Raw genomic sequence first — 15,476 nt, 5'->3', positions numbered from 1 at the left:
AGCATGCACCACCTGCCCGCCAACGCCGCCCTGATCAGCATCGACGTCCAGCAGGCCTTCGACGATCCGGTCTGGGGCCAGCGCAACAATCCCGATGCCGAGCGCAACATCGCGATCCTGCTGGACGCATGGCGTTCTGGACCGCGCCCGCTGTTCCACATCCAGCACCGCTCGCCGCGCCCCGGCAGCCTGTTCCATCCGGATCGGCCGGGCTATCGCCACAAACCCGAGGGCATGCCGCTGGCGGGAGAGCCCGTGCTGTTCAAGAGCGTCAACAGTTCCTTCATCGGGACCGATCTCGAGGCGCGGCTGCGCGCGGCCGGCATCGAGGTGCTGGTCATCATGGGATTGACGACCGACCATTGCGTGTCCACCACTACCCGAATGGCGGGCAATTTCGGGTTCGAGACCTATTTCGTGGGCGACGCGACCGCGACCTTCGAGCGCACGGGGCCGGACGGACGCCATTTCACGGCCGAGGACATGCACGATACCGCGCTGGCCAGCCTGCACGGCGAGTTCGCCACCGTGGTGACGACGCGCGAGGTGCTGGCGGCGTTGGAAAAGGGGGAGTAAGGGCGTCGCGGATGTCGCCGGGACGTGGTCCCGGCGAGCCCTGTCAGGCCGGGATGCGCGCCGGCGCGCGCTGCTGCGCCAGCATCAGCAGCGCCAGGACGACGCCGGAGAGCGCCAGCGCCGCCGCCACCCATTGCGGCGCGGCGTAGGAATAGCCGAGGGTCAGCGGAATGCCGCCGAGGAAGGCGCCGGTCGCGTTGCCGATGTTGAAGCCGGACTGGCCCAGCGAGGAACCGAGCATCTCGGCGTCGCGCGAATGCTCGATCAGCAGCATCTGGATCGGCGGGCCGAGCGCCAGCGCGTTGGCGCCGGTGGCGAAGGCCAGCAGCAGCATGGCCGGCTGCAAAGTGGCCATCAGGCCATTACACAGCAGCAGGACCGTCATCAGGCTCAGCAGGATGAGGATGGCCGGCAGCGGATCGTAGCGGTCGGCCAGGCGCCCGCCGAGCAGCACGCCGACCGTCATGCCGATGCCGACCACCGTCATCACCATCGGGATCGTGGCCGGCTTGAACAGGGTCACGTCGGTCAGCAGCGGGGTGATGTAGCTGAACCAGGCGAAGAAGCCGCCGGTGCCGATCGAGGTGATGGCCAGCGCCAGCCACAGGCCGCCGCTGCGGAAGATGCGCAGGTCCTTCATCAGGCCGGCGCTCTTCTTCGCCTCGACGTGCGGCACCAGCTTGTGCAGGCTCAGCATGGTCGCCAGGCCGATCGCCGCCACGATCAGGAACACCAGCCGCCAATTGACAACATGGCCGATCCAGGTGCCGATCGGCACCCCGATGACATTGGCCAGGGTCAGGCCGGCGAACATGGTCGCCATCGCGGCCGCCACCTTGCCTTCGTCGGCCAGGCGGCTGGCCACCACCGCGCCCACGCCGAAGAATGCGCCATGCGGCAAGCCGGCCAGGAAGCGCGACACCATCATCACGTGGAAGTTCGGTGCGAAGGCCGACATCGCATTGAAGATCGTAAACATCAGCATGAACCAGACCAGCACGGTGCGCGGCGGGCGATTGGCGAACAGGCTGACCAGGGTCGGGGCGCCGACCACGACGCCGAGCGCGTAGGCGGTGATCAGGTAGCCGGCCTGGGGAATGCTGATGTGCAGGCCGGTGGCGATATCGGGCAGGATGCCCATCATGACGAATTCCGTCATGCCGATACCGAAGCCGCCGAGCGCGAGGGGGATGAGACTTTTCTTGATCACGTCGTGCCGTTCTTCTAGGTTGCCGGACTGTAAAGGAAACCTCGAAAAACCTACTGCGCGTTGCACTGTCGACGGGGCCGCCGAGGCCTGCGATGCTCGCTGTACTCCCGTACAGCTGCGCTTCTCGGTCAACATTGCTGCCGCTCGCTACGGTTTTTCGAGGTTCCCTAAAGGGGAACGGTCCGGAGTGTTACGCGGACCGGCCACTATACCGGCTGGCGGCACATGAGTCCGCTTTCCTGTCGTGATGACAGGTATAGCGGCGCCGAATGGTCTTCAGTCCTCGGCCGCGCGCGGCCAGCCGATGCGGCCGTGGCCGGCTTCGTCGAGACGGGCGCGCACGGCCGCCGCCGCGTCCGCCGGCAGGCTGAAGCGCAATTCGACATCGTCCTGGTGCAGCACCTCGTCGAGGCTGGCCCCGGCGGCGTCGAGTTCGCGCCGCACCATGCCTTCGAGCGCGTAGGGCGCCGTGCAGCGCAGCTGTTGCAGCTTGACGATGGGGACTTTCTGCGCCTGGAGCAGGGCTTGCGCCACGCTGTCGGTATAGGCGCGCACCAGTCCGCCCGCGCCGAGCTTGACGCCGCCGAAGTAGCGCACCACGGTGGCCAGCACGCCTTCCAGGTCCTGGTGGCGCAGCACGTCGAGCATGGGGCGTCCGGCGGTGCCGCTGGGTTCGCCGTCATCGACGGCCGCCGACTGGCCGCCCGCCAGCAGGGCCCAGCAGACGTGGGCCGCGCCCGGATGCTGCGCCCGCAGCCCGGCCACCACCTGTTGCGCGCCGGCGCGGTCGGCCATCGGCTGGACGCAGGCCAGGAAGCGGCTTTTCTTGATGATCAGTTCGTGATGAACGGGGCTGGCGATCGTCTGGGGCATGCAATGCTGGATGTGAAAACAACAACGCCAACCCGAAGGCCGGCGTTGTCGAAGGGATTGACCAGGCATGGTAGCCCAGGTCCACAAGCAAAGGCAAGAACAGCAGCCTGGCGTTCCCGCTTCCTCCATGCGCTGCCCGGGTAAAGAGGCGGAAGATCCCGGTGATCAAAAAACCACGGCGATCGTGGCTTTGGTGCATCGCACAAAGTTTACCTTTCTATTTCGCGGTTTCGATATTACATTAATATCATGCGGCATCGAGCGATACATATTGAAAGAGGAGTTGAGAGAAAGTAATTATCGAAATGATGCGGGGAGTGGTTTTATATTTAATACTTGTTTCCTCTGTTCATTTAGCCATTTGGCTATATTGGTGCGTATTTGTTTATTGTTGTGCAGCCAATCGGTCTGAATGGGCGGGCTGATTCTTTTTGGTGCGTTTCTGGATAAGGAGCGCGTGTATTGCACGATATTGGAGAATGGTGGAGCCCACGGAGCCATTGGCGCGCGTCGGGGCTGGAAGTGGAACTACTCACGGCGGTATCCGACAGGAGATTGCAATGAAACTGAGCGACAGCGTGGTGCAGGACTTGCGCGATCTATTCAGCGAGGTGGGTTTCGAAGGCAGCCTGGAGGATTGCTTGGATGAATTATCTGCGTTGGTTGCAAGAATGCTGAGCGCGAAAGGCTGCACCATCATCCTGCTGACGGACGAGGAGGCGATGCGGACCGAAATCAGCGAGCGGGCCGGCTTTGGATTCCTGCCCGGCACTCCTGCCAGGCTGCGCAAGTCCCTATCCCACCTGGCCATGCCCACCTTCCCGAAGCCTGCCCTCGCCGGCGGCAGCGAGGCACGCGTCGACAGCATGTTTTCCACAATTGTTCTGAAGGGAAAGGTTGTGGGCCTGATCCAGGCTGTCCTGCCACAACAGCACAACAGTTTCAGCAAGGACGACCTGGATCTCTTCAGCATCCTGACGCCGATCATCACGAAGTCCATCCAAGTCATTCAACTGCAACAACTCTTGAAATCGCGCTTCACGCAAGCCGCATTGGGCAAGTCGGGTGATGCCAGTGCGCAGGAAATGTTGTCTGGTGTAATGCGGAATCCGAATCAGATCGCGCGCATCCTGGCCAAGTCCTTTTATCGGGAAATGCTGAATGCCGGATTCAATATTAATCAGATCATATTCGCGGCGACCGAAGTCATTTCCGAATTGAGCGCCAGCGTACGCAAGCATGGGGCGCGTCGCAAGAAACGCATCATGGAAGGGAAAGAACAGCCGGACAAGTTGTGGGAGGGCTTGCAGGACGAGGTTGCGGCATCTCCCGGAGCGAAGGCTGGAGAACATGTTCAGCGAATTCCAGCGTAAATATTCTGGTAATGAGTAGTCGGGATCGAATGTCGGGAGAATAAAATGAATGACGCTTCCACAGCCTATGGACACTGCGCTTTTCGCGATGTTTTACTCTATGTCGATGATTGTCTTTTGCATGCTGCAAAGCAGCAAAGAATGCAGGTCGATGAATGGAATCGCAGCCTGGCCACAGCGTCTTCCCCGCTCATGCAGTTGTATGCGGCCCTGTGCGACTATGCCGGCGGCCGCCGCGAAACAGCCGGCAGTCCATCCCGGGAACCGCTGCAACGGCGCTTCGAGGTCATCGCGCGCACCACCCCGTGCGCGGTTGCCGTCGACTTCAACGGGCGCCGCCTGACCTACGGCGAACTCGACGAGCAGGCCGACGCGCTGGCCTTGCATCTGCAAGCCGGCGGGCTGATGCCGGGCAGCTTCTGCATGGTCGACCTGGAGCCGTCGCTGGCGCAGGTGCGGGCGATCCTGGCGGTCCTGAAGGCGGGAGCCGCATGCCTGCTGTTCGATTCCGGCATCGCGCAGGGCGCGGCGGCGGCGGTGCTGGCGGCGTTCCGGCCGGCGCTCCGTTTCACCCGCGGCGGCCACGCGAGCAGGGTGGAAGAGGAGATGAAGACCATCTGCTGCGACGAAGACGCCGCCGATTTGCCGTACGGCTGGCCGGATGAACTGCCGGTGGGGCCGCGCACGCCGGCCTGGGCCTACGCGCAGTTGTCCGCCGACGGCGACCTGTGCATTTCCGTACGGACTCATCAGGCGCTGGGCGCCAGCCTCGACGGCGCGTCCAGGCCGGCGCCCGCCCTGGGCGCGGACCCCGGCGGTCTCTGGCAGCCCTTGTCGAGCGGCGCCCCATTGACGATCCAGGCTCGGGCCTGGCCGTGAGCCACGGCGCGCCGCCCGGCGGCGCGCCACCCCAGCAAGCGTTCCGGTAACCATCCATGGAGAGCTTCATGAAACGACCACACTCGTCCCGTTTCCCATCGCCCGCGGTCATCGTGTTGACTCCGCAGCATCGCGTCAGCCCGGAGATGGCGATCGCCGCCTGCCGGAGCGGCGGACTCGGCATCCTCGACCTGGGTGTCCGCGCGCTTGGCGACGGTGCGGCGGCGGCGCTGTCCACATTGCGCCGCTCGGCGCAGTCGGAACACTGGGGCATCCGTTGCGATCTCTTCGACGACGCCGCCGGCACGCTGAAGGGCCTGGCGCAGCGGCTCGGGCTGGCCGCACCGGCGCCTGTACCTGTGCTGGTGCTGGGCGGGATCCGACGTGGCGAAGCCAGGCAGGCCTGCGCGGCGGGGCGCGGCCTGGCGCACAAGGTCTATCTCGAGGTGCGCGACCTGCCCGAGGCGATGGCGGCGCAGCAGGCCGGCTTCGATGGGCTCATCCTGAAGGGGAATGAAGCGGGCGGGCGCGTGAGCCAGCGTTCCGCGTTCATCCTCGCCCAGGAGTTCGCCGGCAAGCTGCGCATCCCGTACTGGATCCAGGGCGGCATCGGGGTGCATAGCGCCGCCGCGGTGGTGTTGTCGGGCGCGGCCGGCGTGGTGCTGTGCGAACAGCTCTGGCTCGCCGCGGAAGCGCCGCCGTCGCCCGCGACTACGGGCTGGGAGGGACTCGACGGCAGCGAAACCGTGCTTGCCGGTACCGACGATGCGCCGTACCGCTGCTTCAGCCGCACCGGGCGCGGCGCCTTGCGCGAGCTCGAGGTGGCCGTCGCGCGCCAGGACGACTGGCAGGCGCTGCTGCTCGCCGGCCTGCTCGATCGCGACCTGGGCCTGCTCGCCGCCAGCCAGGACCTGGCCTTCGCCGCGCCGCTGGCCGCGCGTTACGGCACGGTCGGCCGCATCGTCACCGCCATCATGGAGAGCATCAGGAGCGGCGCCGCAAAGGCGGCTTCGCAGCTGCCCCTGGCGCCCGGCGCGCCGCTGGCGCTGGCGCACGGCACCCGTTTCCCGATCGCGCAGGGCCCGATGACCCGGGTCAGCGACGTCGCCCCGTTTGCCCGGGCGGTGGCGGGCGAGGGCGCGCTGCCCTTCATTGCGCTGGCGGTCATGCGCGGGCCCGAGATCGCCACCATGCTGGCCGCCACGCGCGGGCTGATGGGCGAGCTGCCCTGGGGCGTCGGCATCCTCGGCTTCATGCCGCTCGAACTGCGCCAGGAGCAGATGAGCGTCCTGCGCGACATCAAGCCGCCCTTCGCGATCATCGCCGGTGGACGGCCCAGCCAGGCGCGCGAGCTCGACGAACTGGGCATCACCAGCTACCTGCATGTGCCCTCGCCGGGCCTGCTGCGCGGATTCCTCGACGCGGGCGCGCGCCGCTTCGTGTTCGAAGGCAGCGAATGCGGCGGACACACCGGGCCGCGCAGCAGCTTCGTGCTGTGGCAGCAGGCCATCGACCTGCTCGCGGCCGCGCACCTGGACGATCCGGGCGCCGTCCAGGTGCTGTTCGCCGGCGGCATCCACGACGCGCTGTCGGCCGCGATGGTGTCGGTGCTGGCCGCGCCCCTGGTGGCACGGGGCATGAAGGTCGGGGTCCTGATGGGCACCGCCTACCTGTTCACCCACGAAATCGTCACGAGCGGCGCCATCGTCGAGGAATTCCAGCGCCAGGCCATCGCCTGCGAGGACACCGCGCTGCTGCAGTCCGGCGTCGGCATCTACACGCGCTGCGCCAAGACCGACTTCTGCGGCGAGTTCGAAGCGCTGCGGCGCCAGCTGGTCCTCGACAGCAAGTCGGACGAGGAAAAGCTGATGGCGCTGGAACTGATGAACATCGGGCGCCTGCGCATCGCCGCGAAGGGCATCACGCGCAACAACGATCCCGAGGCCGGCGCCGACCAGCGCTATGTCACGCTGGACGCCGGGATGCAGCGGCGCGAGGGCCTGTACATGCTGGGCGAGGTGGCGCGCCTGCGGCAGCGCTCGTGCAGCCTGGCCGAACTGCACGCCGCCGTGAGCGTGACCGGCATGGACCTGTTGCGGCCGCACGCCGCGCGCGCTGCTGCGGCGGCATCGGCCCAGCCCGCGGCGCGCGAGGACATCGCCATCGTCGGCATGGCCTGCAACTTCCCGCGGGCGCAAAGCCTGCGCGAGTACTGGCAGAACATCATCCGCGGCGTCGACGCGGTCCGCGAAGTCAGCGACGACCGCTGGCCGTCCGCCTTGCTGTTCGACGAACAGCGCGGCACCGCCGACAAGGTGTATTCGAAGTGGGGCGGCTTCCTCGACGACATCGCCTTCGATCCGCAGCGCTACGGGATCGCGCCGGCCACCCTCGCATCGATCGAGCCGGCCCAGCTCCTGACGCTCGAGGTGGCGCGCCTGGCGCTCGAAGACGCGGGTTTCGACCGCCGCCCGTTCGCGCGCGAACGCACCGCCTGCATCATGGCGGTGGGCGGCATGAACGAGCTGGGCACGATCTATAACTTCCGCACCCTGCTGCCGCAATACCTTGCCAGGGTGGAGGGCCTGTCCGACGCGGTGCGCAGCCAGATCCTCGACACCCTGTTCGAGCACGAACTGCCGAAGTGGACCGAAGACACCTTCCCCGGCATCCTCGGCAACGTGGTGGCCGGACGGATCGCCAACCGGCTCGACCTGGGCGGCAGCAACTTCACGGTCGATGCCGCCTGCGCCGCATCGCTGGCCGCCCTCGAAGTCGGCTTCCGGCAGTTGCGCAGCGGCGAAGCCGACGTGGCCCTGGTCGGCGGCGTCGACTGCGTCAATAATCCGATCGGCTTCATGTGCTTCGCCCAGACCCACGCCCTGTCGCCGCGCGGGCGTTCGCGTCCGTTCGACGCCAGCGCCGACGGGATCGCGATCAGCGAAGGGGTCGGCGCGCTCGTGCTCAAGCGGCTGTCGGACGCCGAGCGCGATGGCGACCGCATCTATGCGCTGGTCAAGGGCGTCGGCAGCGCCAGCGATGGCCGCCATCGCAGCCTGACCGCGCCGCATCCGCCCGGCCAGGTGCTTGCCTTGCGGCGCGCCTACGAGGACGCCGGCGTCGATCCGGCCACGGTCACCCTGATCGAAGCGCACGGCACCGGCACGGCGCTGGGCGACCGCAGCGAAATCGCCTCCCTCGATGCCGTGCTGGGCACCGCCGACGCGCCGGTGTGCGCGCTCGGCTCGGTGAAATCGATGATCGGCCACACCAAGGTGGCGGCCGGCATGGCAGGATTGATCAAGGCGGCCCTGGCGCTGCAGCACCGGGTCCTGCCGCCGACGATCGGCGTCGAGAAGCCGGCGCCGGCGCTGCAGGCCGCGGGTTCCAGCCTGTACCTGAATACCGAGGCCAGGCCCTGGCTGCACGCCGGCCGTGACCATCCGCGCCATTCCGGGGTCAGCGCCTTCGGCTTCGGCGGCACCAATTTCCACGCGGTGCTGGCCGAATATACCGGCGCCTACCGCGCAGCCGATGCGGTCAGCCTGCAGCCGCGCGAGGTCGAGCTGTTCGCCTTCGCCGGCGCCACCCGCGCCGAGATCGAAGGCACGGTGAAGCGCCTGCTGCAGGGACTGGCGGCGGGGCCCCGGGTCGAGCTGGCGCAACTGGCCTATTCCCTGTACCGCGAACAGCATGTGATCCGGCGCGCCAATGGCGGCCAGCCCTGCAGGCTGGTGGTGGCCGCCGGATCCGTTCCCGAGCTGGCCAGGCAGCTGGAACGCGCATTGGCGCTGCTGGCCTATCGGGAGGGCAACACGCCCGGGCCGGGCGTGTTCTACCGCGAAAGCGTGGGCGCCGTCGGCGGCGTATGCTTCCTGTTCCCGGGCCAGGGTGCGCAACGCGTCAACATGCTGCGCGAGCTGGTGACCGGCCTGCCCGCGCTGCATGACTGTTTTGCGCAGGCCGGCATCGCCGATCTGGTCTACCCGCGGCCGGCGTTCAGCGACGCAGCGCGCAGCAGCCAGCAGGCGGCGCTGAACGCCACCGATGTCGCGCAGCCGGCGCTCGGCATGGCCAGCCTGGCCGCCTTCGATGTGCTGACCAGCTACGGCCTGCGGCCCGATTTCCTGGCCGGCCACAGTTATGGCGAATACGTGGCCCTGTGCGCGGGCGGCGCCATGACGCGCGACGAACTCCTGCGCCTTTCCGCGGCCAGGGGACGCCTGTGCGCCCAGTCGCCGGCGGGCGCCATGGCGGCGCTCGACGCCGGCGGCGCCCGCGTGGCCGAGGCGATCGCCCGCCACGGCCTGGCGGTCAGCATCGCCAACCTGAACGCACCCGACCAGACCATCATCGCCGGGGCGGTCGACGCCATCGAGGCGGCCCAGGCGCCACTGGTGCAGGAAGGCATGCGCTTCAAGCGCCTGGCCGTCGGGGCCGCGTTCCATTGCGACCAGATGGCGGGCGTCCGCGCGCTGCTTGCCGCCGAGCTGGCCACGGTGGCGTTCAGGGAGCCGCGCGTGCCGGTGTATGCGAACCTGACCGCGGAACCCTATCCGCTCGATGGCGCGCGGATGGGCGAGCTCCTGACGCGCCACATCGTCGAACCGGTGCGCTTCGCCGACGAGATCGACGCCTTGTATGCAGCGGGCGCACGCGTATTCGTCGAGTGCGGGCCCGGCCTGACCTTGACGGGGCTGGTCGGACGCGTGCTCGGCCAGCGGCCGCACACGGTGCTGGCGATCGATGCCCCGGGCCGCGACGGCTGGGTGCAGCTGGCGCAGTTGCTGTCGAACGCGATCGCGGCCGGGCTGCCGGTCAACCTGGAACCCTGGTTCGCCGGCCGCGGCCTGGCGCCGCGCGGCCTCGACGAGCTGTTCGCCGACGCGCGCGCCGAACCGGGGCCGCTGATCTGGCGCGTGAATGGCGGCCGCGCACTGCCCTGGAAGGCGAAGCCGGCGCCAGCGCCAGTGCCGGTACCCGCGCCCGCGCGGGCGCGGGCGCCGGTGCGGGCCGCGATGCCTGTTCCACTCCCGCCGCCGAGCGCGCCCGCGCGCGCGCCGTCGATTCCGACCGCCCCGCAACCCCACCCCTGGAGAGCCACGATGAATATAGAAGACGACACCATTCCGGACGATCTTTCGCATCATGCGAGTGCAAGCCATGCCGGTCCCGGACCGGCGCCGGACTTCATGCAGATCGAGCAGGCCTTCACCCGTCTGCTGGCATTCCAGTCCGAGCAACAGCAAACCCTGCACCGGTTCTTCGACCTGCATGCACAGTTGGCCGGCAGCGGGCGCCCACCCAGGCCAATGACGCCGGCCGGCCTGCATTCCCCGGCGCCGCCGCGCGCCGCCGCCGCGCTCGCGCTGGCGCCGGCCCAGGCGCCGCTCGCGCCGGTCCACGCGCACGCCGCCGCGCCCGTGGCCATGCCGGGCGCCCAGGCCCGCATTCCGGTCCTGCCCGACCTCATCCCGAGCGCCGCGCCGGTGGCCACGCTCGACGCGCCGCCGGCGCGGCCGATCCAGGTGAGCGCCGCCAGTGCGCCGGCCGCGCCCGCGCAACCGGCGACGGCGGAGGAATTCTCGGCCGAGCTGTTGCGTGCGGTATCCGAGCGCACCGGCTATCCGGTCGACATGCTCGACATGGACGCCCACATGGAGGCCGACCTCGGGATCGATTCGATCAAGCGGATCGAGATCTTCAGCGGGCTGACGCAGCGCCATAGCCTGGTGGGCGAACGCGACGAGGAGACCATGATCGAGGAGCTGTCCGGATTCAAGTCCCTGCGCGAAGTGGTGGCCTGGTATGCCCGGATGCTGGAGCCGGCCGCGGCCGAAGCTGCCATGGTGGGAGGCGCCTCGCCAAAAAAAGCCTCGACTCCACTTTCTCGGCCTGATGAGGAAGTGGAGTCGCGCGCAACGGCGGCGCAGTCCGATCCGGTGCAATGCTATGTCGTGCGGACGCACGACGCCGAACTGGCGCCGGCCAACGGCATCGACGACGGGACCGACCATTTGCGGGTGCTCCTGGTCGGCCGGCCGTCGCCGCTGGCCGACGCCTTGCGCACCCAGTTGAGCGCGCGTGGCCACACGGTGCGCCAGCTGGTGCCGGGCCTGTTCACGCGGGCGGTCGACGACTGGCGCTACGAAGTCGATTTCGCATCGGCGCAGTCGATCGAGCCGCTGGCCGGCATGCTGCCACCCGATCCGGAGCCGGTCGGCGCCCTGGTCAACCTGATGGGATGGGACGTGGAGGGCGCCGGCACGCGCTCGGACCATCACCGCGACGCCCGGGCCCTGTTCCTGCTGTTGAAACTGTTCGGTCCACAGCTCAAGCGCGGCGCCGGCCGGCTGGTCAACCTGACCGCCTTCGACGGCAGTTTCGGCCTGGCGGCGCCGGGCGGCCTGCCGGCGGCCGGCGCCGGCACGCTCGGCGTGGCCAAGTCGGCGGCGCGGGAGTGGGGCGAGCTGCGCGTCAAGTGCATCGACGCGGCGCCCGCGCTGGACCCGTCCTGGCTGGCGACCCAGGTGCTGGCCGAGATGTTCAGCAGCGACCGCGAGATCGAAGTCGGCTACAGCGAGCAGGGACGCCGCCGCATCGACCTGGCGCCGCGCCTGTTCCCCGACGGCGGGCTGGGCGCCCTGCGGCTGGAGCCGGATTCCGTGGTGCTGGTGACGGGCGGCGCCTACGGCATCACCGCCGAACTGACGCGCGTGCTGGCCGAGAAATACCGTCCGCGCCTGGTGCTGGCGGGACGCAGCGCCTTGCCCGGCGAAGAATCCGCGCTGACCAGCGGCGTCGAGGACAGGAGCGAACTGCGGCGGCTGCTGACGGCGCACCTGCGCGCCGGCGGCCAGCGGGTCACGCCGGTGCTGGTCGACGCCGAGCTGGCGCGCCTCGGCAAGGAGCGCGAGATCCGCGCCAACCTGGCCGCGCTGCGGGCCGCCGGCTGCCAGCCGGAGTACCACAGCATCGACGTGCGCGACCGCGGCGCGTTCGCGGCGCTGATCGACGACGTCTACCGGCGGCTGGGACGGATCGACGGCGTGCTGCACGGCGCCGGGGTGATCAGCGACAAACTCATCGCCAGCAAGCCGCTCGAGGCCTTCGACGCCGTGTTCGACACCAAGGTGGTGCCGGCCCTGGTGCTGGCCGACCGCCTGCGCCTGGACGAGCTGCGTTTCATCGTGTTCTTCTCCTCGGTGGCCGGCCGCTTCGGCAACATCGGACAGGCCGACTACAGCGCCGCCAACGAGGTCCTGAACAAGCTGGCCGGACGTCTCAGCCACGCACACCCGAACCTGCACGCGCTCGCCATCAACTGGGGGCCGTGGGATGCCGGCATGGTCAGCGACGACCTGCGCAGGCTGTATGCGGCGCGCGGCATCCGGCCGATCCAGCCCGCCGCCGGCCGGCGCCATTTCCTCGACGCGCTCGAACGCGGCCGCGGCGGCCAGCCCGAGATCGTGATTTCTTCCAGCATCGGCCAGATCGGGGCCTTGCGGCTGGGACGACAGCAGCACCCGCAGAGCAGTTGATCCGCCCCTCTACCACCAAAAATAGGGAGTATCCAGATGAACACGAACGCCAATCCGGTCCTGGTCAACTTCGCTCCGGCGCGCGTCGCCAAGCCGGTGTCGCAAAAACTGGCGCTGCAGGTCTCCGCGTATGGCATGGCGCGCGGCTATTGCAGGCAGCACGGCATCAACGACCGCGATGGCAAGCGCCAGGCCCTGGCCGAGATCCAGGCCAGGTTCGACAAATACGCGGTGTCGGCGCTGCAGATCGCGCAGCGCCAGCTGGTGTTCTTTCCACGCCTGGGCGATATCCGCATTGCCGACGGCGAGATCATGCTCGCCGAGCCGAAGCACGAACACCTGAGGATCTTTTCCAGCCACGAGGACACCAAGGGCGCCGACCTGAAGCAGCGCCACGCGAACTACGGCAAGATCGTGAGCGACTGCCTGGACGGCATGTACAGCGCCGTCGAGCAGGCGCCCGACGACCTGATCCACGTGACCTGTTCCGGCTACCTGGCCCCGAGCCCGGTCGAACGCATGGTCGCGCACAGGGAGTGGTTCGACACCACGGTGACGCACAGCTACCACATGGGCTGCTACGGCGCTTTCCCGGCAATCAAGATGGCGCACGGCTTCCTGGCCTCGTCGCGCACCGGCGCCACGCCGCCCAAGCAGGTGGTCGACATCGTCCACACCGAGCTGCTCTCGAACCACCACAACATCGAGGACTTCGGCATCGAGAACATCATCACGATGACCCTGTTCGCGGACGGCTTCATCAAGTATTCGATGTGTTCGAGCGAGTATGCGCAGGAGCGCGGCCTGGCCGGCCTGCGCATCCTGGCGTTCAACGAACACCTGCTGCCCGATTCGGCCGACGACATGACCTGGGTGCCGGCCGCGCACCAGTTCCAGATGACGCTGTCGGTGATGGTGCCGGTGGTGATCAAACGCCATGTGTACAAGTTCGTGGTGAACCTGATGCACCGGGCCGGCATGGATTTCGAGGATGACAGGGAGCGCGTGATGTTCGCCATCCATCCCGGCGGACCGAAGATCGTCGAGCACATCCAGGACGAACTCGGGCTGCTGGACCACCAGGTGGCGATCAGCAAGTCGGTGTTCTGGGAAAACGGCAACATGTCGTCGGCCACCATCCCGCACATCATGAAGGCGATCGTGGAAGAGTCGTCGATACGCGCCGGCACCCGCGTCGTCTGCCTCGGCTTCGGCCCCGGCCTGACGGTGACCGGACTGGTGCTGGAGAAAATCTGATGGCACACCTGAACAACATGCTGGCGCCGGGCGCCATGCCCGTCATCGGCCGCATGTTCGAGGCGGCTCAGGCGGAGACCGCGCCGGAGCCGCGGCCGCCGGCCGCCGCCACGCCGCCGGTGCCGCCCGTGCTGCCCGTGCTGCCGTTCGTCGGGGCGGTGCACGGCTTCCGGCCGGGCGCCGGCATCACTGTCGCGCGCCGCCTGGCGCTCGAGCACGACCTGTACCTGGCCGACCACAGTTTCGTGTACGCGCCCGGGGTCAAGCCCATGGCCGACTGCTTCCCGGTGCTGCCGATGACGGTCAGCCTCGAGGCGATGGCGGAAACCGCCGCCTGCCTGGCGCCCGGGCAGGGCCTGGTCGGCTTCGAGTCGGTCACGGCGCGCCGCTGGATCGCGCTCGAAGAGGGCGGCGCGCTGGATCTGCGCATCGAAGGCCGCGTGCTGGACCAGCGGGCGCCAGGAGGAAGCACGCGTATCGCGGTGCAGGTCTTCGCCGGCGATGCCGGCACGGCCGCGATCGATGCGACGGTCTGCTTCGGCACCCATCACGAGGCCGCGCAGCCGGTGCTGCCGCCGCTCGGCGCCAGTACGGCGCAGGACGCGGTGGCGCTGTATGGCGAGCGCCACCTGTTCCACGGCCCGCGCTTCCAGGGGCTGGTGGGGCAGGTCGCCGTCGGCGCGCACGGCGCCGCCGCAGAACTGCTGGCGCGCCGTGCCGACGACTGGTTCGCGGGCCAGCGGCGGCCGCAACTGCTGACCGATGCGGCCCTGCTCGACACGGTGGGCCAGCTGGCGGCGGTGTGGGCCATGCGGCAGGGGCGCGCGGCGTTCCCGATCGGCCTGGAGCGGCTGGACCTGCATGGTCCGACGCCCGCGCCGGGGACGCGCCTGCCGATCCGCCTGCAGGTCGTCGACCAGCAGCTGAAGATGCTGATCGCGGACGTCGAGATCGGCGACGGCCAGGGCGGTCTCTGGCTGCGGATCAGCGGCTGGAAATCCTGGCAGTTCGACTGGGCGCCGCAGCTGGTCGCGTTCCAGCGGCAGCCCGCGCATACCCTGCTCAGCGAGGAGCGGCAGACGCCCGGCGCCGGCGTCGCCTGCCGGCGGATGTCGGCCCAGGCGCTGAAGGGTTTCGACCTGGCGCTGCTGGCGCGCCACTACCTGCACGGCAGCGAGTGGCCGGCGTTCGCCGCGAAGTCCGGGCAGCCTGCGCGCCAGCACGACTGGCTGTTGGGACGGATCGCCGCCAAGGACGCGGCGCGCGCCTGGTGCGGCCATCCCGGCCTGCATCCCGCGGCCTTCGCGATCGTCAACGACGCCGCCGGCCAGCCGGAGGTGGCGTGCTGGCCGCCCGGCCGGCCGGCGCCCCGCATCGGCATCGCGCATGCCGGCGGCCAGGCGATCGCGCTGGCGTCCGGCGCCGCGGTCGGCGTCGATATCGAGAAGATCGTCCCGCGCGACGAGCACTGCGTGGCGAGCTTCTGCACGGCGCGGGAGCGCGAACTGCTCGCCGCCGTGCCGGATGCCGAACGCGATGCGTGGATCACACGGCTGTGGTGCGCCAAGGAAGCCTTCGGCAAACGGCTGGGTACCGGCGTCGCCGGCGGGCCGCACCGCTTCGAAGCGCAGTCGCTGGCGCCTGACTTCAGCCTGCACATGCGGCATGCCGCGAGCGGCGCCGCCACGCAGGTCCACACCGGCCAGGACGGCGAGTTCGTCATCGCCTTCGATACCGCCGCCATTGCCCGTTAATCTGGAGAACCTC

General features: G+C 68.8%; 9 protein-coding genes. 7 read left to right on the top strand and 2 right to left on the bottom strand.

All coding sequences use genetic code 11. The features are described from left to right. Positions 1-3 precede the first annotated feature (3 nt). Positions 4-576: a cysteine hydrolase family protein gene (locus H162_RS0101455; RefSeq protein ID WP_020651664.1), complete on the top strand. Its 573-nt coding sequence runs from the start codon at positions 4-6 to the stop codon at positions 574-576. A 43-nt stretch (positions 577-619) separates the two neighbouring features. Here the strand turns inward: H162_RS0101455 and H162_RS0101450 are convergent, their stop codons facing one another. Beyond that, complete coding sequence (locus H162_RS0101450; protein WP_020651663.1) at positions 620-1,786, bottom strand: MFS transporter; 1,167 nt, start codon at positions 1,784-1,786, stop codon at positions 620-622. Positions 1,787-2,062: 276 nt separating this feature from the next. Next, complete coding sequence (locus tag H162_RS0101445) at positions 2,063-2,659, bottom strand: IMPACT family protein (RefSeq protein ID WP_020651662.1); 597 nt, start codon at positions 2,657-2,659, stop codon at positions 2,063-2,065. 67 nt (positions 2,660-2,726) lie between these two features. On the opposite strand from H162_RS0101445, the gene H162_RS33810 reads away from it, so the two are divergent. The 6 genes from H162_RS33810 (at position 2,727) to H162_RS0101420 (ending at position 15,463) form a co-directional block, all read left to right on the top strand. After that, positions 2,727-3,071 (top strand): hypothetical protein, encoded by a 345-nt coding sequence (locus H162_RS33810; RefSeq protein ID WP_156885429.1) that lies wholly within the window; start codon positions 2,727-2,729, stop codon positions 3,069-3,071. Between the two features lie 148 nt (positions 3,072-3,219). Next, complete coding sequence (locus tag H162_RS32455) at positions 3,220-4,032, top strand: hypothetical protein (protein WP_020651661.1); 813 nt, start codon at positions 3,220-3,222, stop codon at positions 4,030-4,032. Positions 4,033-4,173: 141 nt separating this feature from the next. Next, the gene (locus H162_RS0101435; RefSeq protein ID WP_169444415.1) at positions 4,174-4,911 is read left to right on the top strand and encodes an AMP-binding protein; all 738 of its coding nucleotides are present in this window, start codon (positions 4,174-4,176) and stop codon (positions 4,909-4,911) included. A gap of 68 nt (positions 4,912-4,979) precedes the next feature. Further along, a complete protein-coding gene (locus H162_RS0101430) occupies positions 4,980-12,452 on the top strand; it encodes a type I polyketide synthase (protein ID WP_051109856.1) in 7,473 nt (2,490 codons plus the stop codon). Positions 12,453-12,488: 36 nt separating this feature from the next. After that, positions 12,489-13,709 carry a 3-oxoacyl-[acyl-carrier-protein] synthase III C-terminal domain-containing protein gene (locus H162_RS0101425; RefSeq protein WP_020651658.1) on the top strand — a complete coding sequence of 407 codons (1,221 nt, stop codon included), beginning with the start codon at positions 12,489-12,491 and terminating at the stop codon, positions 13,707-13,709. After that, positions 13,709-15,463 (top strand): 4'-phosphopantetheinyl transferase superfamily protein, encoded by a 1,755-nt coding sequence (locus H162_RS0101420; protein ID WP_051109855.1) that lies wholly within the window; start codon positions 13,709-13,711, stop codon positions 15,461-15,463. The genes H162_RS0101425 and H162_RS0101420 overlap by 1 nt, the downstream gene beginning before the upstream one ends. Positions 15,464-15,476: the final 13 nt, after the last annotated feature.

This window comes from Massilia niastensis DSM 21313 (genome assembly GCF_000382345.1).
In the GTDB taxonomy this organism is placed as follows: domain Bacteria; phylum Pseudomonadota; class Gammaproteobacteria; order Burkholderiales; family Burkholderiaceae_D; genus Telluria; species Telluria niastensis.
Note: the sequence above shows the minus strand (reverse complement) of the source record. Positions and strands in the feature narration are given on the sequence as shown.